Origin of the sequence: Streptosporangium album (assembly GCF_014203795.1) — a bacterium.
GTDB classification, from domain to species: domain Bacteria; phylum Actinomycetota; class Actinomycetes; order Streptosporangiales; family Streptosporangiaceae; genus Streptosporangium; species Streptosporangium album.
In genome coordinates, this window is sequence record NZ_JACHJU010000001.1 from 2,895,584 (window position 1) to 2,921,824 (window position 26,241).

Annotated in this window: 25 protein-coding genes; 10 read left to right on the forward strand and 15 right to left on the reverse strand. The window is 68.4% G+C overall.

Annotated features, from left to right (window positions below):
• Positions 1-131: 131 nt before the first annotated feature.
• The 4 genes from gnd to dnaA form a co-directional block, all read right to left on the reverse strand.
• Entirely contained in the window at positions 132-1,073 is a 942-nt protein-coding gene (gene gnd, locus FHR32_RS13825) for a phosphogluconate dehydrogenase (NAD(+)-dependent, decarboxylating) (RefSeq protein ID WP_184754669.1), read from the reverse strand.
• 32 nt (positions 1,074-1,105) lie between these two features.
• Positions 1,106-1,831: a 3-keto-5-aminohexanoate cleavage protein gene (locus FHR32_RS13830; RefSeq protein WP_246466931.1), complete on the reverse strand. Its 726-nt coding sequence runs from the start codon at positions 1,829-1,831 to the stop codon at positions 1,106-1,108.
• A 114-nt stretch (positions 1,832-1,945) separates the two neighbouring features.
• Complete coding sequence (dnaN, locus tag FHR32_RS13835) at positions 1,946-3,085, reverse strand: DNA polymerase III subunit beta (protein WP_184754671.1); 1,140 nt, start codon at positions 3,083-3,085, stop codon at positions 1,946-1,948.
• Positions 3,086-3,657: 572 nt separating this feature from the next.
• Positions 3,658-5,397 (reverse strand): chromosomal replication initiator protein DnaA, encoded by a 1,740-nt coding sequence (gene dnaA, locus FHR32_RS13840; protein ID WP_184756514.1) that lies wholly within the window; start codon positions 5,395-5,397, stop codon positions 3,658-3,660.
• A 543-nt stretch (positions 5,398-5,940) separates the two neighbouring features.
• On the opposite strand from dnaA, the gene rpmH reads away from it, so the two are divergent.
• The 9 genes from rpmH (at position 5,941) to FHR32_RS13885 (ending at position 11,900) form a co-directional block, all read left to right on the forward strand.
• Positions 5,941-6,078: a 50S ribosomal protein L34 gene (gene rpmH / locus FHR32_RS13845; RefSeq protein ID WP_010849920.1), complete on the forward strand. Its 138-nt coding sequence runs from the start codon at positions 5,941-5,943 to the stop codon at positions 6,076-6,078.
• 121 nt (positions 6,079-6,199) lie between these two features.
• Positions 6,200-6,562, forward strand: coding sequence for a ribonuclease P protein component (gene rnpA, locus FHR32_RS13850; protein WP_312882660.1), 363 nt, complete (start codon positions 6,200-6,202; stop codon positions 6,560-6,562).
• Positions 6,559-6,840, forward strand: coding sequence for a membrane protein insertion efficiency factor YidD (gene yidD, locus FHR32_RS13855; protein WP_246466147.1), 282 nt, complete (start codon positions 6,559-6,561; stop codon positions 6,838-6,840). Before rnpA ends, yidD begins: the two co-directional genes overlap by 4 nt.
• 4 nt (positions 6,841-6,844) lie before the next feature.
• Entirely contained in the window at positions 6,845-7,795 is a 951-nt protein-coding gene (yidC, locus tag FHR32_RS13860) for a membrane protein insertase YidC (protein ID WP_184754673.1), read from the forward strand.
• Between the two features lie 34 nt (positions 7,796-7,829).
• Positions 7,830-8,333 (forward strand): Jag family protein, encoded by a 504-nt coding sequence (locus FHR32_RS13865; protein WP_184754674.1) that lies wholly within the window; start codon positions 7,830-7,832, stop codon positions 8,331-8,333.
• Between the two features lie 148 nt (positions 8,334-8,481).
• Positions 8,482-9,192, forward strand: a complete 711-nt coding sequence (rsmG, locus tag FHR32_RS13870; protein ID WP_184754675.1) for a 16S rRNA (guanine(527)-N(7))-methyltransferase RsmG — start codon at positions 8,482-8,484, stop codon at positions 9,190-9,192.
• Between the two features lie 130 nt (positions 9,193-9,322).
• Positions 9,323-9,679 carry a hypothetical protein gene (locus FHR32_RS13875; protein ID WP_184754676.1) on the forward strand — a complete coding sequence of 119 codons (357 nt, stop codon included), beginning with the start codon at positions 9,323-9,325 and terminating at the stop codon, positions 9,677-9,679.
• Between the two features lie 240 nt (positions 9,680-9,919).
• Positions 9,920-10,846, forward strand: a complete 927-nt coding sequence (locus tag FHR32_RS13880) for a ParA family protein (RefSeq protein ID WP_376773313.1) — start codon at positions 9,920-9,922, stop codon at positions 10,844-10,846.
• Between the two features lie 73 nt (positions 10,847-10,919).
• Entirely contained in the window at positions 10,920-11,900 is a 981-nt protein-coding gene (locus tag FHR32_RS13885; RefSeq protein ID WP_184754678.1) for a ParB/RepB/Spo0J family partition protein, read from the forward strand.
• A 501-nt stretch (positions 11,901-12,401) separates the two neighbouring features.
• Here FHR32_RS13885 and FHR32_RS13890 read toward each other — a convergent pair.
• The 3 genes from FHR32_RS13890 to FHR32_RS13900 form a co-directional block, all read right to left on the reverse strand.
• On the reverse strand, positions 12,402-13,460 hold the full coding sequence (locus FHR32_RS13890) for a threonine aldolase family protein (RefSeq protein ID WP_184754679.1): 1,059 nt from the start codon (positions 13,458-13,460) through the stop codon (positions 12,402-12,404).
• 100 nt (positions 13,461-13,560) lie between these two features.
• Positions 13,561-14,517 carry a D-alanine--D-alanine ligase family protein gene (locus FHR32_RS13895; RefSeq protein WP_184754680.1) on the reverse strand — a complete coding sequence of 319 codons (957 nt, stop codon included), beginning with the start codon at positions 14,515-14,517 and terminating at the stop codon, positions 13,561-13,563.
• Positions 14,518-14,721: 204 nt separating this feature from the next.
• Positions 14,722-15,954: an aminotransferase-like domain-containing protein gene (locus tag FHR32_RS13900; protein ID WP_446696838.1), complete on the reverse strand. Its 1,233-nt coding sequence runs from the start codon at positions 15,952-15,954 to the stop codon at positions 14,722-14,724.
• A gap of 295 nt (positions 15,955-16,249) precedes the next feature.
• On the opposite strand from FHR32_RS13900, the gene FHR32_RS13905 reads away from it, so the two are divergent.
• Positions 16,250-16,870, forward strand: coding sequence for a GNAT family N-acetyltransferase (locus FHR32_RS13905; RefSeq protein WP_184754682.1), 621 nt, complete (start codon positions 16,250-16,252; stop codon positions 16,868-16,870).
• A 250-nt stretch (positions 16,871-17,120) separates the two neighbouring features.
• On the opposite strand, the gene trxA is transcribed toward FHR32_RS13905, so the two are convergent.
• The 8 genes from trxA to FHR32_RS13945 form a co-directional block, all read right to left on the reverse strand.
• A complete protein-coding gene (gene trxA, locus FHR32_RS13910; RefSeq protein ID WP_184754683.1) occupies positions 17,121-17,444 on the reverse strand; it encodes a thioredoxin in 324 nt (107 codons plus the stop codon).
• A 36-nt stretch (positions 17,445-17,480) separates the two neighbouring features.
• Positions 17,481-18,416, reverse strand: coding sequence for a thioredoxin-disulfide reductase (trxB, locus tag FHR32_RS13915; protein WP_184754684.1), 936 nt, complete (start codon positions 18,414-18,416; stop codon positions 17,481-17,483).
• A 134-nt stretch (positions 18,417-18,550) separates the two neighbouring features.
• Positions 18,551-19,426, reverse strand: a complete 876-nt coding sequence (locus tag FHR32_RS13920) for an anti-sigma factor family protein (RefSeq protein ID WP_184754685.1) — start codon at positions 19,424-19,426, stop codon at positions 18,551-18,553.
• Complete coding sequence (sigM, locus tag FHR32_RS13925) at positions 19,416-20,021, reverse strand: RNA polymerase sigma factor SigM (RefSeq protein WP_184754686.1); 606 nt, start codon at positions 20,019-20,021, stop codon at positions 19,416-19,418. Before sigM ends, FHR32_RS13920 begins: the two co-directional genes overlap by 11 nt.
• Before the next feature lie 154 nt (positions 20,022-20,175).
• On the reverse strand, positions 20,176-21,684 hold the full coding sequence (locus FHR32_RS13930) for a protein kinase family protein (protein ID WP_184754687.1): 1,509 nt from the start codon (positions 21,682-21,684) through the stop codon (positions 20,176-20,178).
• Between the two features lie 195 nt (positions 21,685-21,879).
• Positions 21,880-23,484, reverse strand: a complete 1,605-nt coding sequence (gene murJ, locus FHR32_RS13935) for a murein biosynthesis integral membrane protein MurJ (protein WP_184754688.1) — start codon at positions 23,482-23,484, stop codon at positions 21,880-21,882.
• A 28-nt stretch (positions 23,485-23,512) separates the two neighbouring features.
• Positions 23,513-25,663 carry a DUF6049 family protein gene (locus FHR32_RS13940; RefSeq protein ID WP_184754689.1) on the reverse strand — a complete coding sequence of 717 codons (2,151 nt, stop codon included), beginning with the start codon at positions 25,661-25,663 and terminating at the stop codon, positions 23,513-23,515.
• Between the two features lie 46 nt (positions 25,664-25,709).
• The gene (locus FHR32_RS13945; protein WP_184754690.1) at positions 25,710-26,231 is read right to left on the reverse strand and encodes an aminoacyl-tRNA deacylase; all 522 of its coding nucleotides are present in this window, start codon (positions 26,229-26,231) and stop codon (positions 25,710-25,712) included.
• Between the last annotated feature and the right edge of the window lie 10 nt (positions 26,232-26,241).

Genomic DNA, 26,241 nt, shown 5'->3' on the forward strand with positions numbered 1-26,241 from the left:
CGTCCACACGGCCGCGCGCCGCCGTGGACGAGCGGATGGCCGTACGGCCCGCGACCCGGCAGGGCCACCGCCCGCACCGCGGCCCGCGGCCCGCGCGGAGAGCGCGGGCACGGGCCGTGTCCGGCCTCGGTCTACCTGTCGGCCTCCTTCGGCGGGGCGACGTCGGCGCCGGGAGCGTCCGCGCCCTTGGCGACCTGGCCCTCCTTGGCGGCGATGGCGTGCCCGCCGAACTGGTTGCGCAGGGCCGCGACGACCTTCATGGCCGGTGAGTCGTCCTGCCGGGAGGCGAACCTGGCGTACAGCGCGGCGGTGATGACCGGCAGCGGCACCGCGTGGTCCACGGCCGCCTGCACCGTCCAGCGGCCCTCGCCGGAGTCCTGCGCGTAGCCCTTCAGCTCCTCCAGCGCGGGATCCTCGTCGAGCGCGCGGACCAGCAGGTCCAGCAGCCACGAGCGGATGACCGTGCCGTGCCGCCAGCTCTTGAAGGCGCCGGCCACGTCGGTCACGACGTCGGAGGCCTCCAGCAGCTCCCAGCCCTCGGCGAAGGCCTGCATCATGCCGTACTCGATGCCGTTGTGCACCATCTTGGCGAAGTGGCCCGCGCCGACCCCGCCCGCGTGGACGAAACCGCCCTCCTCGGGCTTGAGCGTCTCGAAGACCGGCATCAGCCGTTCGACGCCGGCGTCCGAACCGCCGACCATCAGCGCGTAGCCGTTCTGCAGGCCCCAGATCCCGCCGCTGACGCCGCAGTCGACGAAACCGATCCCGCCCGCCTCAAGCTCGGCGGCGTGTTTCTGGTCGTCCAGGTAGTGGGAGTTTCCGCCGTCGATCACGATGTCCCCGGCCGACAGCAGGCCGCCGAGCTCCTCGATCGTCGCCTGCGTCGGAGCGCCTGCGGGCACCATGACCCACACCGCGCGCGGAGCCTCGAGCCGGTCCACCAGGTCCTTGAGGCTGGAGACGTCGCTGACCGCCGGATCGCGGTCGTAGCCGACGACGTCATGACCGCCACGGCGCAGCCGCTCGGCCATGTTGCCGCCCATCTTGCCCAGCCCGATCATGCCGATCTGCATTCGAGCACCCCCTTCAGGGTTTCATCATCCATCTACACCCGGCGTGCCAGCGCAAGCCGTACCAGATCGGCGTTTCCATCGACGGGACCGCCCTCGGGGCTGTGGAGAACGTCTTCCAGACCGATACGCGTGGCCAGACCCAGATGCCCTGCTTCATCAACAAGTATCCAAGCCGGTTCTTCCTCACCGTGGAGAAGCCGGGGGCCCGGAACGGCGAGTTCGTCGAGCCTGCCGAGCACGGCGTGCGCTCGGGACACGGCCGTGTCCGCGGAGCCGCCGACGACCTCGACGAGCACCCGCACGCACTCCAGCCCGGTGCCGGCGAGCGTGTCGGCGTCGTCGACGGACCAGACCCCGGCCTCGACGTCCACGCCGAGCCGCCGAAGATGATGCCACAGGTCGGAGAAGCCGGGTTCGGCGAGGTTGACGGAGGCGAAGTCCGGCCGGTCCTGTGGGGACAGCCCGGCCCAGCCGAGTACGGCTGCGCGGCGCGCGTCCACATCCCCGCCGGTTATCCACAGCCCTGTGCTCACTCCGACGGGCAGCCCGGGACAGGCCCGCCGGACGGCGCGGACGGCGGCACCGATGTGAGCGGCGCTGAGAGACTCCCTGCCGGTCTCGTCGCGCGGATGCGTATGAACTGCCGACGCACCCGCCTCACGGGCCTCACGGGCCGCCTCAGCGAGCTCCAGGGGTGTCAGGGGGAGAGCCGGGTGGTCTCCGGGCGCCCGGCTCCCGTTGAGACATGCCTTGATCATGGTCACGTCCCTCATGCTCCCTGGTCTCACCTGGCGCCCGCGGGCCGGGCCCGCCTCATGTCCGCGGTCCCACCCGCACCGGCCTGGTTCAGGCCGGCCGCGCTGGGGCGGCCGTCAGCTCGACAGCCGGATGGGCATGATCAGGTAGCGGTAGTCGGGGACGCCCTCGTCGTCCCCAGGCTTGCCGCCGGTGAGGATGGCGGGCTTGGTGGAGGTGGTCATCTGCAGGCGGGCCACGTCGGAGTCGATCGCGCCGAGTCCCTCCAGCAGGAACTGGTGGTTGAAGGCGATGTTGATGTCGTCGCCGTCGAAGTCCACGGGAAGCACCTCGACCGCCTGGGCCTCGTCGCCGCTGCCCGCCTCCAGCACGACCTCGCCGCCGCGGAAGGCCATCCGGACGGGGGTGTTGCGCTCGGCGACCAGGGCCACGCGCTTGACGGCCTCGACGAAGGCGCTTGTGGACAGGTCCGCGCGGGCGGAGAACTCGGTCGGCAGCAGCGACCGGTACTTGGGGAACTCCGGGTCGAGAAGCCGGGTGGTGGTGCGCCGTCCTGCGCTGGAGAAGCCGATCATGCCCTCACCGGTGCCCCCTGCGGAGCTCATCGCGACCTCGACCTCGGCGCCGGTGCTCCCCAGGGCCTTGGCGGCGTCGGCGAGCGTCCTGCCGGGGATCATGGCGATCGCCGAGAAGTCGGGCTGGCCCGGCTGCCACTTCAGCTCTCGTACGGCGAGCCGGTAGCGGTCGGTGGCGGCGAGGGTGACGGTGTCGCCCTCGATCTCCATGCGCACGCCGGTCAGCATCGGCAGGGTGTCGTCCTTGCCCGCGGCGACGGCGACCTGGCCGACGGCCGAGGCGAACACGTCACTGCCCACGCGTCCGGCGGCCGGGGGCATCGTCGGCAGGGAGGGGTAGTCCTCCACAGGCATGGTGAGAAGGGTGAACCGGGCGCTCCCGCAGGTGACGACCGCCTTCGCGCCGTCCACGACGAAGTCCACAGGCTGTGCGGGGAGTGCCCGGGTGATCTCGGCGAGGAGCCTGCCCGAGACGAGCACCACGCCCGCCTCGCCGCTCTGCGGTTCGAGGGTCACCTCTGCGGAGACCTCGTAGTCGAAGCCGGAGAGCTTGAGCTGCCCCTTGTCGGTGACCTCGAGACGCATGCCGGCCAGCACCGGCACGGAAGGACGCGCCGGAAGGCTGCGCGCCGTCCATGCGACCGCCTCAGCGAGCACGTCTCGCTCGATCCGGAACATCACGTGGATCTGCCTCCTGTGTGTCGAGCGCTCTTCGCTCGGTGCCTTGGGTTCGGGTCTTCACTGTCCCGCACATGCGCTCCCCCGGAACCCCTCTTATGGCTCTTGGCTTTTCTAGTTAGAGATACAAGGGGTAATCGCATTAGGGGCTGTGGAAACTGTGGAAGATGGTTGTTTCCGCAGGTCAACTATAGTTTTTTCATCCACCGGGGCTGTGGGCGAGCGATGTGGACAACTCGCGGGGCTGGGGAGAACCGAGTTGTACCCACAGGCCGTCCCCAGATCATGGACCGTTCGTCCACCGGTTATCCCCAAGGTTTCCCCAGGTTGTCCACGGGTAAAGAGGTCGTTTTGTCCCTGGGGAAAACTCTCTTCACAGGGCGTCCCCAGGTTATCCACGAGTTGTCCCCAAGTTCTCCCCAGGTTCTCCCCAGAGTTATCCCCAGGCCTTGATCGCCCTCGCGACCCCCCGGTCCAGCATTGATCATGGTCGGAGACCCCGAGCGCCCCTCGACGCGTCCGTATCGTTGATCCACAAGGTTTTCCACAGCCTGTGCATCAAGCGGTGGCGAGTCTCACCCATTACGCGACTGCTGCTTGATCCTGGTGGTGAGTTCGTTGACCTGGTTGTAGATCGAACGACGCTCGGCCATGAGGGAACGGATCTTCCGGTCGGCGTGCATGACCGTGGTGTGGTCGCGCCCGCCGAACTGCTGGCCGATCTTCGGCAGTGACATGTCGGTGAGCTCTCTGCACAGATACATGGCGATCTGCCGGGCGGTGACCAGGACGCGCGAGCGCGACCCGCCGCACAGGTCGTCGATCGACAGGCCGAAGTAGGCGGCGGTGGACGCCATGATCGTGGCGACCGTTATCTCGGATCCGGCGTCCTCGGTGATCAGATCCTTCAGCACGACCTCGGTGAGCTGCAGGTCGACCGACTGCCTGTTGAGGCTGGCGAACGCGGTGACCCGGATCAGCGCCCCCTCCAGCTCGCGGATGTTGGTGGAGATGCGGCTGGCGATGTATTCGAGCACCTCGGGCGGCGCGGCCAGGCCCTCCTGGATCGCCTTCTTGCGCAGGATCGCGATGCGGGTCTCCAGCTCGGGCGGCTGGACGTCGGTGATCAGACCCCACTCGAACCGGTTGCGGAGCCGGTCCTCCAGGGTGACCAGCTGCTTGGGCGCCCGGTCGCTGGAGATGACGATCTGCTTGTTGGCGTTGTGCAGGGTGTTGAAGGTGTGGAAGAACTCCTCCTGGGTCTGCTCCTTGCCCTCCAGGAACTGGATGTCGTCCACGAGCAGGATGTCCACGGCCCGGTAGCGGCCCCGGAAGTTGTCGGCCTTGTGGTCGCGGATGGAGTTGATGAAGTCGTTGGTGAACTCCTCCGAGCTCACGTATCTCACCCGCGCGCCGTCGTAGAGGCTCTGCGCGTAGTGGCCGATCGCGTGCAGCAGGTGGGTCTTGCCCAGACCCGAGTCACCGTAGATGAACAGCGGGTTGTAGGCCTTGGCCGGCGCCTCGGCCACCGCGACGGCGGCCGCGTGGGCGAACCGGTTGCTGGAGCCGATGACGAACGTCTCGAAGGTGTACTTCGGGTTCAGCCGGGCCGGCTCTCCCTGGGGGCGGCCGCCGCGGCTGTCCCATCTGTTCTGCACCGCACCGGGTGCCGGACCCTGCGCGGGGCGGTCGAAGGCGTCCTGCTCCGGACGCGAGGCGGCGGACGGCTGCGGGGTGTATCCGCCCCGTCCGTACCCGCCGCCGCCCTGCTCGGCCGGCGGCGGGGCCGGGGAGGGCTCCGCCGGGAGGTACGGCTGAGTCTGCTCCTCATGTTGATAGGAGTAGGGGAACGGCTGGGCCTGTGGTTGGTGCTGTGGATATTCGGTGGGCGCCGGGGCGGCCGGTCCGGCGGCCTGGTAGGGCTGCTGGGCGCCGGAAACGCCGTTGTGCTGGGAAGACGTCGGCTGTGCATAACCCTGCTGCGGTCCGCCGTTCTGGGGATAACCCGACGGGGGCGCCTGTGGATAACTTTCCGGGCGGGAGGCGACGCCGCGCTCGGAACCCGCCGCGCTGGGGTCCACCATCACCGCGACCCGCATCGGGCGGCCGAACTCCTGGGACAGCGCGTGGCTGATCAGGGGACGGAGCCTGTTCTCCAGGACATCCCTGGCGAAATCGGTCGGGGCGGCGAGCACCACGGTGTCGTTCATGAGACCGAAGGGCCGGGTCATGCTGAGCCAGACACGCTGCTGGGAGGGGACGCTCTCGTTAAGGGAGTTCTCCAGTGCCCGCGCCCATACCTCACCGAGGTCCATTCCATCCACTGCCCGGCTCACCTCCTCCGACGCGGCCCCCGCCTGAGCTCACCGCGATCCGTTTATCCACACCGATGGCCGCCGGGCGCACCGGATTCCCCTGTTGTCCACATGCCGCTCGGCCCGTGGCTCCGTGGGGCCGCTCTCCAGGAATCCACATTGAATCCACAGGGTGTCCACAGCCCCGCACTCGCCGCCGGACGCGTCCTGGCAGCGGAGAGTGGGTGTGGAAGAGCCGACAGTAGCCCTGTCCACAACCGTGTTCAAGACGTTGTCCACAGCCTAGTGGCACTACGGGGGAGGCTGAGTGCTCATCCTGTGGACGGCGGGGCGTCGGTGGATAAAGGGGCTGTGGATTAGTGGATAACCTGTATCCGCGTGCTCGCCGGGCCTCTCTGGTTTGACCTGGGACACGTATTCCCCGTAACGTACGACGGTCGGCTTGCCACGCGGCGGCTATTTCGCATGCCCCGCTTCCGGCAAGCCAGCCATTGTCGAGCGTCCCCATGTGCTGGGGATGCGACTCAAGCCTGGAGCCCACTCGTGAGCAAGCGTACTTTCCAGCCGAACAACCGCCGTCGCGCGAAGACCCACGGCTTCCGGCTGCGCATGCGCACCCGCGCCGGCCGCGCCATCCTGGCCGCCCGTCGCCGCAAGGGCCGCGCCGAGCTCTCCGCCTGATGCATCCGTTGCGCCCGGTCCGCCGGGTGCAAGGCAGTGTTACGTCGCCCGCCGGCCGTGATGCCGGCGGGCGATAGCCGTACCTGCCAGGGTCAACCAAGGTTCTCTCGTGTTGCCGTCCGTGTCCCGCATGCGCCGGGGTGAGGAGTTCGCCAACGCGGTCAGAAAGGGAAGCCGTGCAGGCCGTCCCACCCTGGTCGCGCACTTGAGCGTGCGCGCAGAAAGGGATGGGCCGCCCCTGGTCGGGTTCGTGGTGAGTCGCGCCGTAGGAGGCGCGGTTATCCGAAATCGAGTCAAACGTCAGTTGAGACACCTCGTCCGGGACCGTCTTCACCGTCTCCCGAGAGGTAGCCTGCTGGTTGTACGCGCCAATCCACCGGCCGCGTCCGCGCGAAGCGAGCGCCTTGCCGCCGAACTCGACGTCGCGCTGGATCGTTTACTCAGGCGGCGAGAGCCTTCCAAGGCTCACATGGATGGGCGATGATGACGGCGCAGCAGATCGCCGGAGTTACTCCGGCTGCCAGGATCCTGATGGCTCCTATCCGGTTCTACCGGACCTTTGTGAGCCCTCTGCTGGGTCCTCGTTGCCGTTTCCATCCTTCGTGCAGTGCCTACGGCCTTGAGGCGATGACCGTCCACGGCGCGTTGCGCGGCACATGGTTGACGATCCGGAGAATCGGGCGTTGCCACCCATTCCATCCCGGAGGTTTTGACCCGGTGCCCCCGCGCCCGGGCCGGTCCGACGAAACGCAAGGGAGCTAGCTCGGTGGAGCTGTCCTGGCTGAATTGGCTCTATACGGCCGTCGCCCACGTCATCACCTGGATTCACCAGGGTTATAGCAGCTTCCTCGACCCCGACAGCGGGCTCACCTGGGCGCTGACCATCATCACCCTGACCGTGCTGATGCGGCTGCTCATCTTCCCCCTCTTCCTCAAGCAGATGCGCTCGTCGAAGAAGATGCAGGAGCTGGCCCCCAAGGTCCAGGAAATACGTAAGCGTTACGCAAAAGACAAGCAGCGCATGAACCAGGAGGTCATGGCGCTGTACCAGGGGCAGGGGGCCAACCCGCTCGGTGGCTGTCTGCCGGTCGTGGCCCAGTTCCCGATCTTCATCTCGATGTTCACCGTGCTGAACGCGATGGCCCACGGCCAGCTCAAGTTCGGCATGACGCAGCAGTTCGTCGACAGTGCCCGGGCCGCGCACATCTTCGGTGCCCCGCTGCCCGCGACCTTCTGGACCGACTCCGCGCAGATCGAGGCGTTCGGCGCCAACGCGATCCAGACGAAGATCGTCCTCGCGGTCTTCGTGGCGATCAGCTCGCTGACCACGTTCCTCACCGTCCGGCAGAGCGTGGGCCGCTCGATGGCCCAGATGCCGGACAACCCGATGGCGCAGCAGCAGAAGATCCTGATGTACATCTCGCCGTTGTTCGCGGTCTTCTCTCTGAACTTCCCCCTCGGCCTGATCCTCTACTGGGTCACCACCAACCTGTGGACGCTGAGCCAGCAGCACTGGTTCTACAGCCGCAACCCCTCTCCGGTGGCCGACGCCAAGGGCAACATGGTGACCCCCGAGCCCAAGCCGAGCCTGCTGAGCAAGGTCAGGAAGCCCGCTCCCGAGCCCGAGGCACCTCCTCAGACACCGGAGCCCAAGCCGGTCCGCCAGCAGCCGACCCGTCAGCCCCGCAGCAAGCGGACGGGTAGCAAGAAGTCCTGACGACATCCCCGACAGCACGAAGGAGTGGCTGGACGTGACCGAGGCCGAGGCCGAAAAGGAGACCGTGAAAGCGGCTCCGGATCTCGCTGCGCTGGAGCAGGAAGGCGAGATCGCGGCGGACTACGTCGAGGGCCTGCTCGACATCGCCGACATCGACGGTGACATCGACATGGACGTCGAGGGTGATCGCGCCGTGGTGTCGGTCGTGGACATCAAGGGCGGTGACCTCGTCGGCGCCAACGGTGAGGTGCTGGAGGCGATCCAGGAGCTGACCCGGCTCGCGGTCCACCGCCAGACGGGAGAGCGTTCACGGCTCATGCTCGACATCGGCGGATACCGCGAGCGTCGCCGTACGGAGCTGCGCGAACTCGGCACGAAGATCGCTGAGGACGTCAAGCGCAACGGCGAGCCCACCTCGTTGCAGCCGATGACCCCGTTCGAGCGCAAGATCGTGCACGACGCGGTCGCGGCGGTGGGGCTGCGGAGCGAGTCCGAGGGCGAGGAGCCCCGGCGTTTTGTGGTGGTCCTGCCCGCGTAACGGCACGACGGACGGACACTGGCCGCCGTCCCCGGTCTTCCGGGGGCGGCGGCCTTTTTCACGGCCTGCTCTTGCGCACCGTACGGAGGCGGGCCGTTAGCCTTAGAAAATCCTGATCCAGACAGTTCCGAGGAAGAGTGAGCGTCGAGTGAGCGAACAGATTCCCGAGCCGCCCGAGGTCGCGCGCGAGGTGTTCACCGGGGACACCTGGTTCCAGGCCGAGGCATTCGCGGAACTGCTGGCCGGTCCCGGCGTGGTACGCGGGCTGCTCGGCCCTCGGGAGGTGCCCCGCCTCTGGGACCGTCACCTGCTCAACTGCGCGGTGGTGGCCGAGGCCGTCCCCCCCGACGTGCGGTTGGTGGACATCGGCTCGGGAGCCGGCCTTCCGGGCCTGGTCCTGGCGATCGTACGGCCGGACATCACGGTCACGCTCCTGGAACCGCTCCTCCGCCGGACGGTGTTCCTCCAGGAGTGCGTGGAGGCGTTGAAGCTCGACAACGTCGAGGTGCTGCGGGGCCGTGCTGAGGAGTTCGTGGGCAAGCGCGAGTTCGATGTGGCTTCCGCACGCGCGGTGGCGCCGCTCGACCGGTTGCTGACGTGGTCGCTGCCGCTGCTACGCGAGGGAGGAGAGCTTCTCGCGATGAAGGGCGAGCGGGCAGCGGAGGAGCTGGCGGGCGCCGAGAAGCAACTACGCTCCAGCGGGGTACAGGTCGCCGAGCTTGTATCGGTCGGGCACGGTAAGGTCGAGCCGCCTGCAACTCTCATCCGGGTGGTCGCCGGTCGGGCCCCCGAAGGAGCACGGCAGGTCTCTCGCCGGAGGGATCGTGAACCGCGGCCAAAGCGGCCACGACGCCAATGACAGACCGAGCAAAGCGAGTACGAGGCCAGTCGACGACCCCCGACCCGGAGGTCGGGGCGTGGTGCCGTACCGCGCACCGTTACCCCCATGTTGACCAGCCCTAGCCATCATGATGTGGAGGTGCGACCAGATGGCTACGTTGAACACCGTTGCCGCCTGGCCGCGCACTGTGCTGGTCGTCAGAGCGACCGGGCGCGGGACGTACGCCCGCACCACCCCGGACCGGTACGGCTCCGCCCGTCTGGCCCGGCCACGGATCAAGCTCCATCGAGGTTTCCAGACGGGCGATCCGGTCTGCGCGAATGTCGCCAAGGGCAAACGTGCCGGGGTTCATGTCGGGCGGGTCATGGTCCGTTCCTCCGGTCCGTCCGACATCACCACCCGGCACGGCCGCATCGCCGGAATCAACCACAAGAGTGTCCGTCTGCTGCAGCGAGCCGACGGCTACGGCTACACGATCACGAAAGAGACTGATCGAAATGACTGACCGGTCAGGGCACCTTCCGGCCGTGCTCGCTCTCACGCCCCCCAGTTCTCCACGGCCCGAAGGCCAAGACATCCTCGGAAGGTCGTGGTGAATGACCATGGAAGCGCGATGGTCAGCGCAGCGGGCGGTCTCGGCTGGCCGGCGGACCCTGTCGCCTCACCCCATGGGCGGCCTTCCGGCCTAGGATGGCCGCCATCGGCTCCCGCCACCGTAGTCTGGCCGGTTGAAAGGACGACGATCGTGACCCAGACCCCCCTTAATCCCGGCGACTCGCCGCTGGTACGAGAGGCACTCAGCTCAGTGGTTTCACGTGAAACACCGGCCCAGACGACTACAGCCGCTCCCGGAGGTTCCGTGGGAACCCGGGAAGGGGGCTGGCCCCGCCCTCCGAAGACCCGTATTTTCACCGTCGCCAACCAGAAAGGCGGCGTGGGTAAGACCACGACATCGGTGAACCTGGCGGCCGCGCTGTCCATGCACGGCCAGCGGGTGCTCGTGGTCGACCTCGACCCCCAGGGCAACGCCTCGACGGCGCTCTCCATCGAGCACCGTGGTGACGTGCCGGACATGTACAAGGTTCTGGTGGAGGATCTCTCCCTTGACGAGGTCGTGAAGGATGTTCCGGAGATGCCCGGACTCTACTGCGCCCCCGCCACGATCGACCTCGCCGGCGCCGAGATCGAACTGGTCTCCATGGTCGCGCGTGAGGCCCGTCTGCAGCGCGCGCTGGCCGCGTACAAGGCGATCGAGTTCGACTACGTCTTCATCGACTGTCCTCCCTCGCTCGGACTGCTGACGGTCAACGCGCTGATGGCCGCGAACGAGCTGCTGGTCCCCATCCAGTGTGAGTACTACGCTCTGGAAGGTCTCGGCCAGCTGCTCCGGAACGTGGATCTCGTCCGTGCCCACCTGAATCCGTCACTTGATATGTCCACGATCCTGCTGACGATGTATGACGGACGGACCCGGCTGGCCTCACAGGTCGCCGAGGAGGTCCGGTCCCACTTCGGTGACACGGTGCTGACCACCCTGATCCCCCGTAGCGTCCGCGTCTCCGAGGCTCCGAGCTACGGCCAGTCGGTCATGACCTACGACCCCGGCTCCAGTGGTGCGATGGCCTACATGGACGCTGCCCGTGAGATGGCTTACCGTGGCGCGGCCGTGTGAACATCGAAGGATCCGTGGCCGTCATCGTCGTGAGCCATCACCGTGGGTGGAAACTTGAGCCACAGGAGGGGCAGTGAGTAAGCAGCCGAGAGGGATGGGCGGCAGGGGGCTGGCAGCGCTCATTCCGACAGGCCCGCCCCTGGTGCAGAGCGCAGCACCGTCGGCGACCGCGACAATGGCCGTGCCAGAGGTCGTGACGGAGCGGCACCAGCCTGCTCTGAAGCCGGTGGCGGGCGCGTATTTCCTTGAGATCCCGATCGAGAAGATCGAGCCCAATCCGCGTCAGCCCAGAGACATCTTCGACGATGACGCCCTGAAGGAACTCGCTACCTCGATCACCGAGGTCGGCCTGCTCCAGCCCATCGTCGTCCGTGCCGTGGGCAAGGACAGCTACGAGCTCATCATGGGGGAGCGCCGCTGGCGCGCCTCCAAGCTCGCCGGACTCTCGGAGATCCCCGCGATCGTCCGGAGCACCCAGGAGGACAAGCTCCTCCTGGACGCCCTCATCGAGAATCTCCAGCGCGAGCAGCTCAACGCCCTGGAGGAGGCCGCGGCCTATCGTCAGCTTCTCGACGACTTCGGCGCGACCCACGAGCAGCTCGCCGCCCGTGTCGGCCGCTCCCGCTCCCACGTGACGAACACCTTGCGCCTCCTCAACCTGCCGCCCAGAGTGCAGAGTCGCGTCTCGGCGGGAACGATCACTGCCGGCCACGCTCGGGCCCTGCTGACGCTGGACGATCCGGCGGCACAGGAACGTCTCGCCGCCCGGATCGTGGCCGAGCTGCTGTCGGTCCGTGCGGTTGAGGAGATCGTGGCGGTGGGGGATGTCAAGGCCGCTCCGGCGCCCACTCCGAAGGCTCCGAAAGCGAAGGCCGCGGAGGAGCCCACTCTGCGGCATCTGGCCGACCGTCTCTCCGACCGGTTCGAGACCCGGGTGAAGGTGGACTTCGGCCGGCGCAAGGGCCGCATCGTGGTGGAGTTCGCGACCATTGACGATCTGGAGCGGATCATCGGAACGATGGCCCCAGGGTCCATGCAGACGGCGGAGGAGTAGCCGCCCGTCCGAGTGAACCTTCCCCGCGGTCTCCCTGTTTCACGTGAAACAGGGAGACCGCTCTGGTTACACCCCTTGGCGGAGGCTCGAGGTCCGGCGCCGGATCGGCCACGCCGGGCCGGAACGCCTGAACGCTCGGGCACACTCAGGGCGTCGGAGAAGCTGTTTCACGTGAAACGTCATCTGCCCCAGACGGCCGGACTGATCCGTTTCACGTGAAACATGACTACCGCCAAGCCGGGCTCCTCCGTTTCGCGTGAGCCAGTCGGCCGGCGGAGAGGAGGGCCGTGCGCGTCCATCTGGCTCCGATGTCGTCTCATCTGTTTCACGTGAAACAGGTAGCCGGCAGCGCGAAGGGATCACGTGCGTCCGCCCGTTCCGACGGCTCGGCGTTCACCGTTCATCCGATCCGACAGCTCCGCCGCCCCGTATCCACCCCAGGCAGATCGGATCGATCGCGGCGGCCGGCCCGGATCTCCCTCCTGCTCTCGCCGTGCCGCCCTAGGAGTCGGATCTTCCGTGGACGGCAAGGCGGATATCGGCGATGAACGTGTCGACGTGCTCAGCGGTGGTGTCGAACGATGTCACCCATCGCACCACGTTCTCGTCCGCCTCCCAGACGTGGAAGAGGTAGCGCTGCTGGAGCTCCATGATCGCCTTCTCGGGAAGAGCGGGGAAGACGGCGTTGGACTGGACGGGATAGCGGAGCGAGACGCCAGGGAGGTCGGTGACACCATCCGCCAGCCGATGCGCCATCGCATTGGCGTGGGCGGCGTTCTCGCGCCAGAGATCTCCGGAGAGCAGGGCGGTCAACTGGGCGGAGACGAACCGCATCTTGGAGGCGAGCTGCATTCCCTGCTTGCGCAGGAACAGGGCTGGAGCGTCAAGCTCGGGATTGAGGATGACGAGCGCCTCCGCGCCCATGGCGCCGTTCTTGGTGCCGCCGAAACTGAACAGGTCCACCCCGGCGTCCGTGGTGAGGGCGCGCATCGAGCAGCCGAGCTCGGCTGCCGCGTTGGCCAGACGGGCACCGTCCATGTGGAGGAGGAGGCCGCGCGCGTGGGCGAAGTCCGCAAGTTCGGCGATCTCGTCAGCGGTGTAGCAGGTGCCGCACTCGGTCACCTGGGAGATGGAGATGACACGGGGCTGAGAGTGCTGCACGTTGCCCAGCGCGGAGAGCTCACCGCGGAGGTCGTCAATCCTGAGCTTGCCGTCGTCCGTGGGGAGCGGGATCAGCTTGGTGCCCAGCACGCGTTCTGCGGCACCGCATTCGCTGACGTTGATGTGGGCGGTGGCCGGGCAGAGTACGGCATCGTAGGGCCGCAGGGTGAGGCCCAGCCCCACGACATTGGCGCCGGTCCCGTTGAACATCGGATAGACGGTCGTCTGGGCGCCGAACTCGGCGCGGAAGGCGTCCTCCATTGCGAGGGTCCAGGCGTCTCCGCCGTAGGCGGGGGCGTCTCCGGCGTTGGCTTCGGCGATGGCTGCCAGCACCGCGGGGTGGACGCCCGCGTGGTTGTCGCTGGCGAAGCTCTTGGGGAAGGGAGTGGAAGTCAGCACAGGGCCAGCCTAGGCGAGCGGTCTCCGCAGCCGCCCGCATGCCAGGAGAGGGGCGCGCGGGGCCGTGCTCCCCCAGGAGCGCGCCGGAGCGGCCTGGAGGTCAGACAGTGCCACGGGCGGCGGCCTGCTCCAGGAGGACCCGGCAGAGGGTGCCGAGATCGTCGCCGGCCGCCTCGACGGCCATGGGGAAGAGCGAGGTCTCGGTCATGCCGGGGGCGACGTTCACTTCGAGGAAATGCGGGAGGCCGTCGGTGTCGACGATGAGGTCGGTGCGGGAGATGTCACGGAGGCCGAGAGCGGTGTGGGCGGTCACGGCCATCTCCGCGCAGGCGGCGGCCGTCTCGGGGGACAGGCGGGCCGGAGCGAAGAACTCGGTGTGGCCGGCGGTGTAACGGGCCGCGTAGTCGTAGACGCCCCTGTCGGGAACGATCTCCACGGGAGGCAGGGCCGTCGGCCCCCCGCCGACATCGATCACTGAGACGGCGATCTCGACGCCTTCGACGCAGCGCTCGATCAGTGCGGTGTCGCCGTAGGCGAAGCAACCGACCATGGCGGCGGAGAGGTCCTCGGCGGTACGGACGACCGATGCGCCGAGCGCGGAGCCCCCACGAGAGGGCTTCACGAAGAGGGGGAGGCCGAGCCGTTCCACGATACGGCTCAACACGGTCGCGGCGCCGAGATCATGGAAGGTCTCCTTCGGGAGCGTCACCGATTCGGGGGTGCGCAGGCCGACGGAGCGGACGACGGTCTTGGCGGTGGGCTTGTCGAAAGCCACCCGGCAGGCGTCGGGGCCGGCGCCGACGTAGGGGACCGACAGGAGTTCGAGGACCGAGCGGATGGCGCCGTCCTCGCCGGCCCCGCCGTGGAGGGTGACGAAGACCGCGTCCGGCGGGTCGGCGAGCACGGAGGGCACCAGCGAGGCGTCGGTGTCGCGGGTCTCCACCGAGATGCCGGCCGCGCGCAGCACCTCGCTCACCCGGCGGCCCGAGCGGAGAGACACCTCCCGCTCGTAGGACAGACCGCCTGCCAGGACGAGCACATAGCCCAGATCACTCACCCGAAATACCTCTCTTCGCGGCCCGCGCAGAGCCAGTGGAGCCGGCTCACACCATGACCGGGGTGATCGCCGTACAGCGGCGCCGGAAAACACCGTGGCGCCGGAAATCACCGTACGGCAACTCGCCGCGTCGGCGTGCACCCGAGGGGCCTCATGTCTGTGGGCGCCTCCCGGAATGCCGGGAGACGCCCACAGAGATCAAGGTCAGGCGAGATCGGGCCCGGGGGTGTCCACCCCGATGTGGTCGGGAGACGCGCCGGTGCCGAACGTGTCACGCAGCCGGAGCTCCTGCTCGATCACCCCGGCCAGGCGGCGGACGCCCTCACGGATGCGGTCGGGCTCCGGGTAGCAGTAGGACAGCCGCATGTGGCGCGCCCCGCCCCCGTCGGCGTAGAAGCCGGTGCCCGGGACGAAGGCCACCCGCTCGGAGACGGCGCGGGGCAGGAGAGCCTTGGAGTCGAGCCCTTCGGGGAGGGTGGCCCAGACGAAGAAGCCTCCGCTGGGACGGGTCCAGGTGAAGTCGGCGGGCATCAGTGCCTCAAGTGAACTGATCATGGCGTCCCGGCGCTCGCGGTAGAGCACCTGGAAGGACTTGATCTGCTCGCGCCACGGCTGGGTGGCGAGGTACTGCCCGACGGCGAGCTGGGTGAAGGAGGAGTGGGACAGGACCGCCGACTCCATCGCCAGCACCAGTTTGTCGCGGATGGCGTGCGGGGCGAGTGCCCAGCCGACCCGGAAGCCGGGGGCCAGGGTCTTGGAGAACGAGCCGAGATAGACGACACCATCGGGGTTGTCGGCGCGCAGCGCCCTCATGGGCTCGCCGTCGAAACCGAGCAGGCCGTACGGATTGTCCTCGACGATCAGCACGTCCGCGCGCTGGCAGATGTCCAGCACCTGCTGTCTGCGTGCCTCGTTGAGCGTCACCCCGGCGGGGTTCTGGAAGGTGGGAATGGTGTACAGGAACTTGATCGGGGCGCCTGCGGTCTTCAGGGCGTAGATGGTCTGCGCGAGCGACTCGGGGATGATCCCCTCGTCGTCCATGGCGATGTGGACCACCTTGGCCTGGTAGGCGGCGAAGGTGCCCAGCGCGCCCACATAGGAGGGCCCCTCGGCGAGGATGACGTCGCCGGGGTCGATGAAGATGCGGGTGATCAGATCGAGGGCCTGCTGTGAGCCGACGGTGACGACGACGTCGTTGGAGTTGGCCTCGATCCCCTCCATCCGCATGACATCGCAGATCTGCTCGCGCAGGTGCGGGTCACCCTGGCCGGAGCCGTACTGGAGGGCGACCGGGCCGCGCCGGGCCACCAGGTCGGCGACGAGCTCCCCCACGGTGTCGAGCGGGAGGGCGGTGACGTACGGCATGCCACCGGCCAGCGAGACCACCTCGGGCCTCGAGGCGACGGCGAAAAGAGCGCGAACCTCGGAGGCGACCATCCCGGTAGCTCGTGCGGCGTAGCGGTCGATGTAGGCGTCGATCCGCGAGCCCTGGGCCGCGACGGTCTGACCGTGATCTGACTCTTGGGGCACGGTCCACCTCCTAGTCATGTGGAGCACAGCGTGTGCTCATGCCAGAGAAACCAGATTACGTCAGTGGCCATTGTCGTCTGCGTGGGGGGACGGGACACCTGAAACCAGGACCCGCACTGAGCTACGATGCCAGCTGGAGACGCCGTTTTCGCGCGTTTTTCGCCATGGCTTGCACTCGTCTCGCCAGGATTGGGGCCAACAGGTGTCGCGTCGGCTGGCAAACGTCACACTCGACAATCTCGACGACCTGCCGCGCCGCTGCCGCCGGTGCGTCTTCTGGGAGCTCGATCCCATGAACGGGAACCGGGCGGTCGAGGCGGGAGACCCGGGGCTGGAGAAGGAGGCCTGGGTCTCCTCCACCCTGCTGGAGTGGGGGAGCTGCGGCAAGATCGTCTATGTGGACGGCGTGGCCGCGGGCTTCGTGCTCTACGCGCCGCCGCACTACGTGCCGCGTTCGGTGGCCTTCCCCACCTCGCCGGTCAGCGCCGACGCCGTGCTGCTGATGACCGCGCACATCATCCCCGAGTTCTCCGGTGGCGGCCTGGGACGGATGCTGGTCCAGGGGGTGGCCAAGGACCTGACGCGGCGCGGGGTGCGGGCGATCGAGGCGTTCGGCGACCTGAAGTGGGAACAGCCGGGGGCGTGTCTGATGCCCGCCGACTACCTGCTCTCGGTGGGGTTCAAGACAGTCCGGCCGCACCTGCGCTTCCCCCGGCTCCGCCTTGAGCTCAAGACCGCCGTGTCGTGGCGTGAGGACGTCGAGGTGGCGCTGGAGAGGCTGCTGGGCTCGATGAGTCCGGAGCGGGCACTACGGCCCGTCTGAGGGCGCTGTGACCCCGGCGGGGCCGTACGGTCCCCGTGCGTGAGGACCCGCGGCCGGCCGAGGAGCTCTGAGACCCGGTGAGCTTCCCCGGGCGGAGACATGCGAAAGCCCCCTGCCGTCGGGCGAGGGGGGCTTTCGCCGGTGGGTGTGCCGCTCGGAAGCGGGTGGTACGGCATGCGCCGTGGGGTGCGCCGGCCGCAGGGGGCCTGGGCCCTGTCCCGCAGACCTTGCCTACACCGCGGGATAGGACCTAGATGATGCCCTCGAGCTCGCGGAGCAGCATGGCCTTCGGCTTGGCGCCGATGATCTGCTTCACGACCTCTCCGTTCTTATAGACGTTCAGGGTCGGGATCTGGAGTACGCCGTAGTTGCCGGCGGTCGAGGGATTCTCGTCGACGTTCAGCTTGACGACGGTCAGCTTCTCGGCCTGCTCGTTGGCGATCTCCTCCAGGATCGGGGCAACCTGGCGGCAGGGTCCGCACCACTCGGCCCAGAAATCGACGATGACGGGCTTGTCGCTCTTGAGGACGTCCGCGTCGAAGCTGGCGTCGGTCACGTTCTTGATGGCGCCCAAGGTTTTGCTCTCCCTATCCGATGTTGTCCGGTTGTATCAGTTCTCGTCGCGGTCGCTCAGCCAGCGCTCGGCGTCCAGCGCGGCGGCGGTGCCGGTGCCGGCCGCGGTGATCGCCTGGCGGTAGGTGTGGTCGACGACGTCGCCGGCGGCGAATACACCGTCCAGGTTGGTGTGGGTGGAGGGGGAGGCGACCTTGATGTAGCCCTCGTCGTCGAGCTCCACCTGGCCCTTGACGAGCTCGGTGCGGGGGTCGTGGCCGATCGCGATGAACAGGCCGGTGGCCGGGAGCTCGCTCTCCTCACCGGTCTTGAGGTTGCGCAGGCGCACCCCGGAGACCTTCGCCTCCCCGAGGACGTCGACGACCTCGCTGTCCCACACGAAACGGATCTTCTCGTTCGCGAATGCGCGATCCCGCATGATCTTGCTGGCGCGCAGCTCGTCGCGGCGGTGCACCACGGTCACCGTGCTGGCGAACCGGGTGAGGAAGGTGGCCTCCTCCATGGCGGTGTCACCGCCGCCGACGACCACGATGTCCTGGCCGCGGAAGAAGAAGCCGTCACATGTGGCGCACCAGGAGACGCCGTGGCCGGACAGGCGCTTCTCGTTGGGCACGCCCAGCTCGCGGTAACCGGAGCCCATGGCCAGGACGACGGCCTTGGCGTGGTAGGTGTCGGTGGCGGTCTTGACGACCTTGGGGTCGGAGCTGAGGTCGACCTCGATCACGTCGTCGGCGATCAGCTCGGCGCCGAACCGCTCAGCCTGCTTGCGCAGGTTGTCCATGAGGTCGGGGCCCATGATGCCGTCGGGGAAGCCGGGGAAGTTCTCCACCTCTGTGGTGTTCATCAGCGCGCCGCCGGCGGTGACCGATCCTTCGAAGACCAGGGGCTTCAGGTCGGCACGCGCAGAGTACACAGCCGATGTGTAACCGGCGGGACCCGATCCGATGATGATCACATTCCGGACGTCCATCACTGCTGCGCCTCTCCTTTGTCATTGCCAGTGGCGTCAACAGATCCTAGGCGTCACTGATTCCCCGCCGAGACGAGAAGGCCCGGCACGGACGGATCCGTGCCGGGCCTTCTCCTGGATGGGGTGAATCCGACGAGTTATTTCCAGCTTGCGAGAGCAGGCTTGCGCAGGTCCTCACACCGCAGGCCCACCACGTGGACGCGCACCGAGTTCTTGGCCTTGTTCTGCCAGAAGACCATGATGTTGGCCTCCTGACCGTTGTACTGGCCCTGGTCCACGGTGAACGGAGACTTCCCGACCTTGCTGGAGACCTGCTGGACGCACTGCTGGAGCTTGGCGCCGCCGCTCATGTCCTTGGCGTCCACGATCTGCGCCGGGCCGATGTAGTCCAGCAGCGAGCCCTTGAGCTCCTGGTCGTTGTAGTTCCAGTTGCTGTCGGTCAGCTGGTAGCCCCCTCCCACGGAGGGCAGGGGCTGGGCGATCGGGGTGCCCGTGCCCGTGCTGGGCGCGGAGAGCACGTCGCTCGTCACCACGGCCCCGCCGATCACCGCCGCCACCATTCCCGCCGCCGCGACGGGCATGGCCCATCGGCGCTGCCGGGTGGTCTTGCGCCGCCTGACCGGGGTGACCGGGGTGATGGTGCCGTCGTCGCCGACGACTCCCAGCCGTGTCACCGGCTCCGGCTCCGGCTCGGGGAGAGGCGTCGTCTCCCACGGCGCGTCGCGCATTATGTCGTCCCAGGCCGGTGCTTCCACCAGGCCCACTCCACCTCCACGGAAGCTTTCGGCCTCTGCGGCCAGCGCGCGGTCAATCCTGAGTGCGACCCCCATCGGCATGGCCGGGGTGGGCGTCGCGGACAGCACCTCACGGACCGCTGCAAGGTCGGCGAGGCTCTCACCACAGGGGTCGCAGACCGCGAGATGTTCGCGTACCTGCAGGGCCGTGGCGGCGTCGAGAAGACCCTCGGCCAGTTCGGCCAGGATCTCCAGGTCGTAGTGCGTATCACCCGTCACGAAGTTCTGCTCCCTTCGCGGATGAGACGCGAGACAGATCGGATCGGTTCCGTAGATGGGAAAGAATGGGGGCGAGTTTCGCGCGCCCACGGGCGCATCTGCTCTTCACCGTGCCGCTCGGCACCTCCAGGACCTGGGCGGCGTCCTCGACGGAGTAGCCCATCATGTCCACGAGCACCAATGCGGCCCGCTGGTCCGCGGGCAGCAGCTTGAGCGCGGCCGAGACCTCCATGGAGACCTCGCGCTCGGCTGTCTGGTCCAGCACGGGGGCGTCGCGTTCGGCGGCCTCGACGAGCTCGTCGTCGGCGACCGGGCGGATGGACTTCCTGCGCATGCGGTCCAGGCAGGCGTTGACCACGATGCGGTGCAGCCACGTGGTGACGGCCGCCTCGCCGCGGAAACTGTCGGCCTTGCGATAGGCCGAGACGAAGGCGTCCTGTACGGCGTCGGCCGCCTCGTCGGGGTCGCCCAGCGTGCGCAGGGCGACCGCCCACATGCGGTCTCGATGTCGCTTGACTATTTCACTGAAAGCGTGCGGATCCCCGGCGATATGCCGGGTCAGCAGCTCGGCGTCGGGCACTGTGGCCCGCGCCATCTGCTGTTCCGCCGCTGGCGGGGTCTCGGGTGGGGAATTCACAAGGAGAGTCCTGCTGCCGGTCCGGGGAGAACACCACTACGTGATAGATGGTGCCATGAAATCTCCGATGATCGTCAACAAGACGGGTAAAACCGATCAAATCGCTCTGGCGTCACTTCGTGGCGAGGATCTTGACGTCGATCACGGTTCCACGATATTTGCCCTGGTAGGTGGGCATTTTGGTGAACCAGACCACGACGTATCTGCCCTTCTCCGGGGCCTCGGCGGTGAAGATCTTCTTGCCGGAGGCCTCGGCGGACTTGCCGATCACGGTCATGTCCTTCAGGTCCTGGGAGTCGCCGACCCTGACCTCCGCGGCGCCGCCGGAGCCGCTGCCGAAGTCGACCGACACCTGCTTCACCGGCATGCTCTGGTCCAGGGTGAGTATCAGTCCGACGCCGTCCTTCAACCGGCCGAAGTCCTCGGAATTGTAGGACTCGGAGTGCCAGTCGGTGGAGGGCTTGCCGTCCACCGCGTAGAGGGCGAGCTCGGGCCGCTCGGCACCGTCGGTGCCCAGCGGGTCGAAGCCGGAGGCGGAGACGGGCTTCACCTCACGGGTGGCGGTGGCGACGGTCGCGGTGGGTTTGGCGGTCTGCTCCGCGACCGGGGTCCCGGCGTTGCCGATGCTGCGGCCGAGCGTCCAGGCGCCCAGGCCGACGGCCACCATCACCAGGAGCACGACCATGGTCATGGCCACCTTGTTGACCATCCCGCCACCCGCCGGGCGCGGGTGGTGCTGCTGAGGGGGGAGGGGCGGGCTGGGGCGCTGGGGCGCCATGGTGTCCAGGCCCTCCGAGCGCGAGACCCCCACCGGGGACAGCGGCGCCGCCACGGGCATCGGCATCGGCATCGGGGTGGGCCGGGGCACCGAGGCCAGGGCCTCGGCGACCTCGTCCGGTGTCGTCAGCGGTTCGAGCCCGCGCCTGCTCTCCGGCAGAATCGCCCGGCAGGTGATGGTGTCGAGGTAACCGGGGACGCCCGCGGTGACCTGACGCGGCGTGCAGAAGTGACCGTCGTCCATGGGAGCGGCGGGCAGGCCGCCCTCCTGCTCGTCGCCCGGCCAGTGGCCGGTCAGCCCGGCGTACAGCAGCCGGCCGAGGCCCTCCGCGTCGGTCCGGGCCGGGTCGTCACTCGTCACGTCGGCCAGGACGGCGTCGACCCCCACGCCGAGCAGTTTGACCGTGCTGCCCGCCGTCCACACCAGGTGGTCGGGGGTCAGGCACAGATGGGCCTGGTCCGCCTCGTGCGCGTGGGCCAGCGCCTCGGCCGCCTCCGCGACCAGCGCGGCGGCCCGTTCGGGATCCAGCGGCCCAGAGGTGATCATGTCGGTGAGGGTCTCGCCGCTGACCCATTCGCTGACGACGTAGGAGCGGCCGTCGTCCTCGGTGGCGTCGAAGACCTGGGTCAGCCGCGGGTCGGTCAGCCTGCTGGCCGCACGGGCGGCCGTGACGACCTCGTTGAGGCGGGGGAAGTCGGGGTCGAAGGTGTGCACGGCGACGGGCCGGGCGAGCACCTCGTCGATGGCCTTCCAGAGTGTGGCCCCGCCGGACTCGTGGACGCGGTCCTCAAGCCGGAAACGCTCGGCCAGCTTCGTGCCGGGCTCGATGGCGGAGGAACTCATGAGCTCTCCGTAACTGAGAACACGGCATCGCCATTCCGGGTTGACACATCAGGACACATCACGCGATGCCGGGTGGATCCGCCCACGCCCTCCTGCTTCCATTAGCCGCATGTCGTCACACGCGTCGCACCATGGTAGTCCCGCGCCGGTTCCGCCCGTGTTCTGCTTGTCAGACGCTTGGGACAAGTCTTGGGGTTACCGGCCTACCCGGCCGGCGACCATTCCAACGATCGAACTCACTTCCGGGATGCGCATCCGGTGTGCGATGACCAGATAGAGAACCATACCGAGACCGCCGCCCGCGGCGAGCATGATGGCCGCGCTGAGCGCGTTCAGATCGGCCGTCTCCTGCGTGATCCACAACACACCGAGCGCGGCCAGCGCGGCGGGGAGGGCGGCCATGTACATCCGTGACAACCCGGTCACCACGACACGCCCCTGGAGGCCGCGCACGCGGCGGCTGGCGAGGGACCAGGCGACCGCCGTGCCTATCACGTAGGTGACCGTGAAGGCGAGGGCCAGGCCCATGACCACGTACTTCGCGGGAAGGGCGACGTAGGCGACGACGCTGAGCGCGATGCTCACCACGGTGTTGCCCGCACCGATGAAGACGGGCGTGCGGGTGTCGCCGAAGGAGTAGAAGACGCGCAGCAGGAGCTGGAAGATCGAGAACGGCACCAGCGCCAGGCCGAAGACCTGGAGCACGTTGCCGATGTAGACCGCCGAGTCGACGGTCATGTTGCCCCACGAGAAGATCAGCACGGTCACCGCGGGGCCGAGCACCATCAGCAGCAGTCCCGCCGGCACCATCAGGGCCGACACCAGCCGCACGCCCGAGGAGAACTCCCCCCGGACCGAGTCGAACTGCCCCTCGTGCACCGCCCGGCTCATCCGGGGCAGCATCGCGGTGATCACCGAGACCGCGATGATGCCGTAGGGGAGCTGGAAGAACTGGAACGCGAAGTTGTAGGCGGAGTTGCCCGCTCCGGGCGTCGTCTCGCCCGCACCGGAGGAGAGCTTGGTGGTGACCAGGAACCCGATCTGGTTGATGCCGACGTAGGCGAAGGTCCAGGCGGCGGTCCGGCCCATCTCGCCGAGCCCGGCGTTGCGCAGGTCGAACCTGGGCCTGAACCGGAAACCCACCCGGTGCAGCGAGACGACCAGCACCAGGCACTGGGCCACGATCCCGGCGGTGGTGCCCAGGCCGAGCACGGCGAGGTCGGTGTCGGTCACCTTGTCGAGGTCCGCGCCCGCGTCGCCGAGCATCAGGTAGTAGGCCACCAGAACACAGATCATCACGATGTTGTTCAGCACCGGCGCCCACATGGGGGCTCCGAACCTGTCGCGGGTGTTGAGGATCGCCCCGGCGATGGCCCCGACGCCGAAGAAGGCGATCTGGGGGAGGATGTACTGCGCCAGGGTGACCGCGACCTCGATCTTCCTGGCGTTCCAGCCGGCGCTGTAGAGGCCGATCAGCGGCCGGGCGAGCAGCACCGCCAGGATCGCCACCACCGTCAGCGAGACGGCTGCGAGCGTCATCAGCCGCTGCTCGTTGGCCCGGCCGCCGTCGGGGTCGCTCTTCTGCCGCTTGATGATCGCCGGGACGACGACGCTGCTCAGGATCCCGGTGATGAGGAAGTCGAGCAGGATGAACGGGATGGCGTAGGCGACGTTGTAGGCGTCACCCAGATAGGCGGTGCCGATCGCCGCGGCGAGCATCGCCGTACGGACGAAACCCGTGACGCGCGAGACCATCGTGCCCGCCGCCATGATCGCGCTCGCACGCAGGACCTTGCTCATCGCTCTCCTCCGCCGGGTCTTCCGGTGCTCAGGACTCGGTGCCGGCCGGCGCGCTCGCGCGCCTCGGCGGAACAGTGGCCGCCGAGGTGCGGCGGTTTCCCCTGCGGCGCAGGACGCGCATGACGACGGCCGCGAGCATCACCAGGAGGGCGGCCCCGACGATCACCAGTGCGATCCCGGTGTAGCCGGTGGTCCGCACGGTCAGCTCGACGGGCCTGCCGTACTTCCGGCCGTCCTCGGTGGTGAGCTGGACCGCCACGGTGGTCTGGCCACCCGACGTCGTCATCGCGGTCATCGGGACCCGGATGGTCCGGTTCTGGCCGCCCCTGATCGTGATCGACTCGTTCTGGGCCTCGTAGTTCTCGATCCTCAGCACGCCGGGCTGGTCGGAGGTCACCTTGAGCCGGACCGTGACCTCGTTGGCGTCGACGTCCTGGCCCAGCCCGTTGTGGACGGTGATCGGCACCTCGCCGTTCTTGCCGGCCAGCGTGCGGATCTGGGACTGCTCGGTGCCGGTGATGGAGATCTTCCCGGTCCGTTCGTCGACCGCGCTCGCGATCCGCTTGATGTACGGTCTCGCGGCGTCGTCCCTGTCCCGCCAGGCGGAGGAGGCGAGCCGGAGCAGCGCCAGGTCGAACACGTCGATGTCCTGGTCCGTGGTCACCGCGGCGGTCAGGTCGGCACGGGTGCCGACCCGCTTCACGCTCGTCATGTACGGCTTGCCGAGCTCCTTACGCCGGTCCTGGTCGGTGTAGGTGATGTCGGCCCGCGGGGCGGGGGCGCCCTTGCCCGGCTTGATGGCGCCGAGCGTGGCCGGGGCGAGCCACGGCAGGGACGCGGCGGTCTTCGCCAGGCCGGTCACGTAGGCGGGGTCCGGATCCCAGCGCCGGGGCGGGACGGCGATCACGGTCCGTGCGGTGGTGACGGGCTCGGAGCTGATCATCGCGGTCTCGGCGATGAACCGCTGGCGGCTGAGCAGGGCCACGCCGGGGAGCGAGGTCTCGGCGCCGACTATCTCGCTCAGCGCCGTGTCGGCGACCAGCGCGGTGACCGGGCCGTCCACGCTCTGCAGGGTCGCCGAGGCGTCCGGGGTGGTGATCGGCGAGGTCGCCGGCGGCAGGTTCGGCTCGCTCAGCAGCACGGAGCGGACGCCGCCGGTGGCCAGCAGGTCCAGCCCGTCGTAGTCGAGCAGCCCGTTCACCGGCCAGTTCACGTCGGTGAGGACGTCGCGGCCGAGGGTCTCCTTCGCGACGATCCTGGCCGCCGCGATGCCGGTGCCCACGATGCTGTCGACGCCGTTGTGGGCGAGGGCGGTCACGTCGGGGTCCCCGTAGGGGGTGGCCACGACCGGAGGCTTGGCGAGAGCCGTACGGAGGCCGTCGAGCCAGGCGTTGGCCGCGGCGTTGGCCGGGCGGTTCTCGCTCTTGCCCTTCGTCTCGATCGTGTGCGCCTGGCCCAGCGCCCGGACGTCGTCGAGCAGGGCCGGGTCGACCACCCAGGTGAGGCCCTTGGACGAGGTGGTGCTCTGGGCGATCTTCAGCAGGTTGCCGAGGCGTTTGCCGCCGGTCAGGGACGCGGACAGGCCGTCACTGAGGAAGGTGCGGTCGTCGGCGCGGCGGGGCTGGTCGACGATCGGCAGGACCATGGCGAGCCTGGTGCGCGGCACTGCGGCGTCCTTCGGCATGTAGGACACGAAGGTGCGCTGGATCGCGAGCTGCTGGCCCAGGGGGTCGAGCACCTCGATCGCGACCGGGTAGACGCCGAACCGGGAGATCCCGAGCTGCTGCGGGGTGAAGACGAACTTCCACGGCGCCTTCGCCGAGGGCGCGAGGCTCGGTGGCTGGAGGTAGCTCTGGTCACGCCATGCCGTCGGCTGGGGCACCTCGCCGTTCTGGTAGGCCTGCATGTCGGCACGGCGGGCGAACGGCTGGGACGAGTAACGCAACCGGATCCGCAGGTTGGTGAGGGCCTCGGTGCCGGTGTTGGTGAAGGAGCCGGAGACGTTGATCTCGGTGGTCGGCTCGCGGGGCACGTCCGGGCTGATCGCCTCCACCATGAGCTGGGGGGCCTGGCGGCTCACCGCGGCCGTCCGGGCGTCCGCCGTCGCCGGAAGGACCACGGCCGCGAGAAGGAGCAGCGTGGTGGTGAGCACGGCGAGCGGAGTGGCCTTGTTGATCACGTGCCGGCCATGGGTGGAGTACGGCGCACGCCCGTAATGCTATGGCCTATCCGGCGAGGGGAAAGGTCGCAGGCTCTCTCCGTGACCGGGAATGGACTAGGTCAATGGGCTTCCCTGAGACAAGTGTGAGCAGGTGATCGGCCCGTATCCGCAGTGCCGTGTGCCGTTCCCCGGTGGGGGTGTGAACAAGTTCGGAGGTTCCGGTGAGCCGCTCGTCGACCAGCACGGTCAGCCCGTCGGGCAGCAGCAGCGGGCAGATCAGCCCGGCGGCGTAGTCGGTGACGGAGTTCACCGTGAAGGCCGAGGCGAGGCGGACCCGGCGGGCGCCCAGGACGCCGCCGACCAGGCCGGGCTTGGGAGGAGAGCCGACGGAGCCGACGACGGCGACCGATTCCCGGCCGATCCGGGTCGTGACCTCGAAGACCGTCACCTCCACGCAGGCCGCCGGTCTCGCGCACAGCAACTCCGGCAAGTCGTCGACGCATGTCATCGCGCGCGGAAGGCGTACGATCTCATGGTGGACCTGGTGTGCGAGGAGCCAGCGGTGGATCGCGAGGGCGTCCTTCATGTATGTGCTC

Coding starts and splice junctions, on each gene's coding strand:
- FHR32_RS13830 (WP_246466931.1), bottom strand. CDS start 1,831: ATGATCAAGGCATGTCTCAACGGGAGCCGGGCGCCCGGAGACCACCCG.
- gnd (WP_184754669.1), bottom strand. CDS start 1,073: ATGCAGATCGGCATGATCGGGCTGGGCAAGATGGGCGGCAACATGGCC.
- sigM (WP_184754686.1), bottom strand. CDS start 20,021: ATGGCGCGGGCCACAGTGCCCGACGCCGAGCTGCTGACCCGGCATATC.
- FHR32_RS13875 (WP_184754676.1), top strand. CDS start 9,323: ATGGCTACGTTGAACACCGTTGCCGCCTGGCCGCGCACTGTGCTGGTC.
- FHR32_RS13945 (WP_184754690.1), bottom strand. CDS start 26,231: ATGAAGGACGCCCTCGCGATCCACCGCTGGCTCCTCGCACACCAGGTC.
- yidD (WP_246466147.1), top strand. CDS start 6,559: ATGATGACGGCGCAGCAGATCGCCGGAGTTACTCCGGCTGCCAGGATC.
- FHR32_RS13900 (WP_446696838.1), bottom strand. CDS start 15,954: ATGGTCGCCTCCGAGGTTCGCGCTCTTTTCGCCGTCGCCTCGAGGCCC.
- murJ (WP_184754688.1), bottom strand. CDS start 23,484: ATGAGCAAGGTCCTGCGTGCGAGCGCGATCATGGCGGCGGGCACGATG.
- FHR32_RS13930 (WP_184754687.1), bottom strand. CDS start 21,684: ATGAGTTCCTCCGCCATCGAGCCCGGCACGAAGCTGGCCGAGCGTTTC.
- dnaA (WP_184756514.1), bottom strand. CDS start 5,397: ATGGACCTCGGTGAGGTATGGGCGCGGGCACTGGAGAACTCCCTTAAC.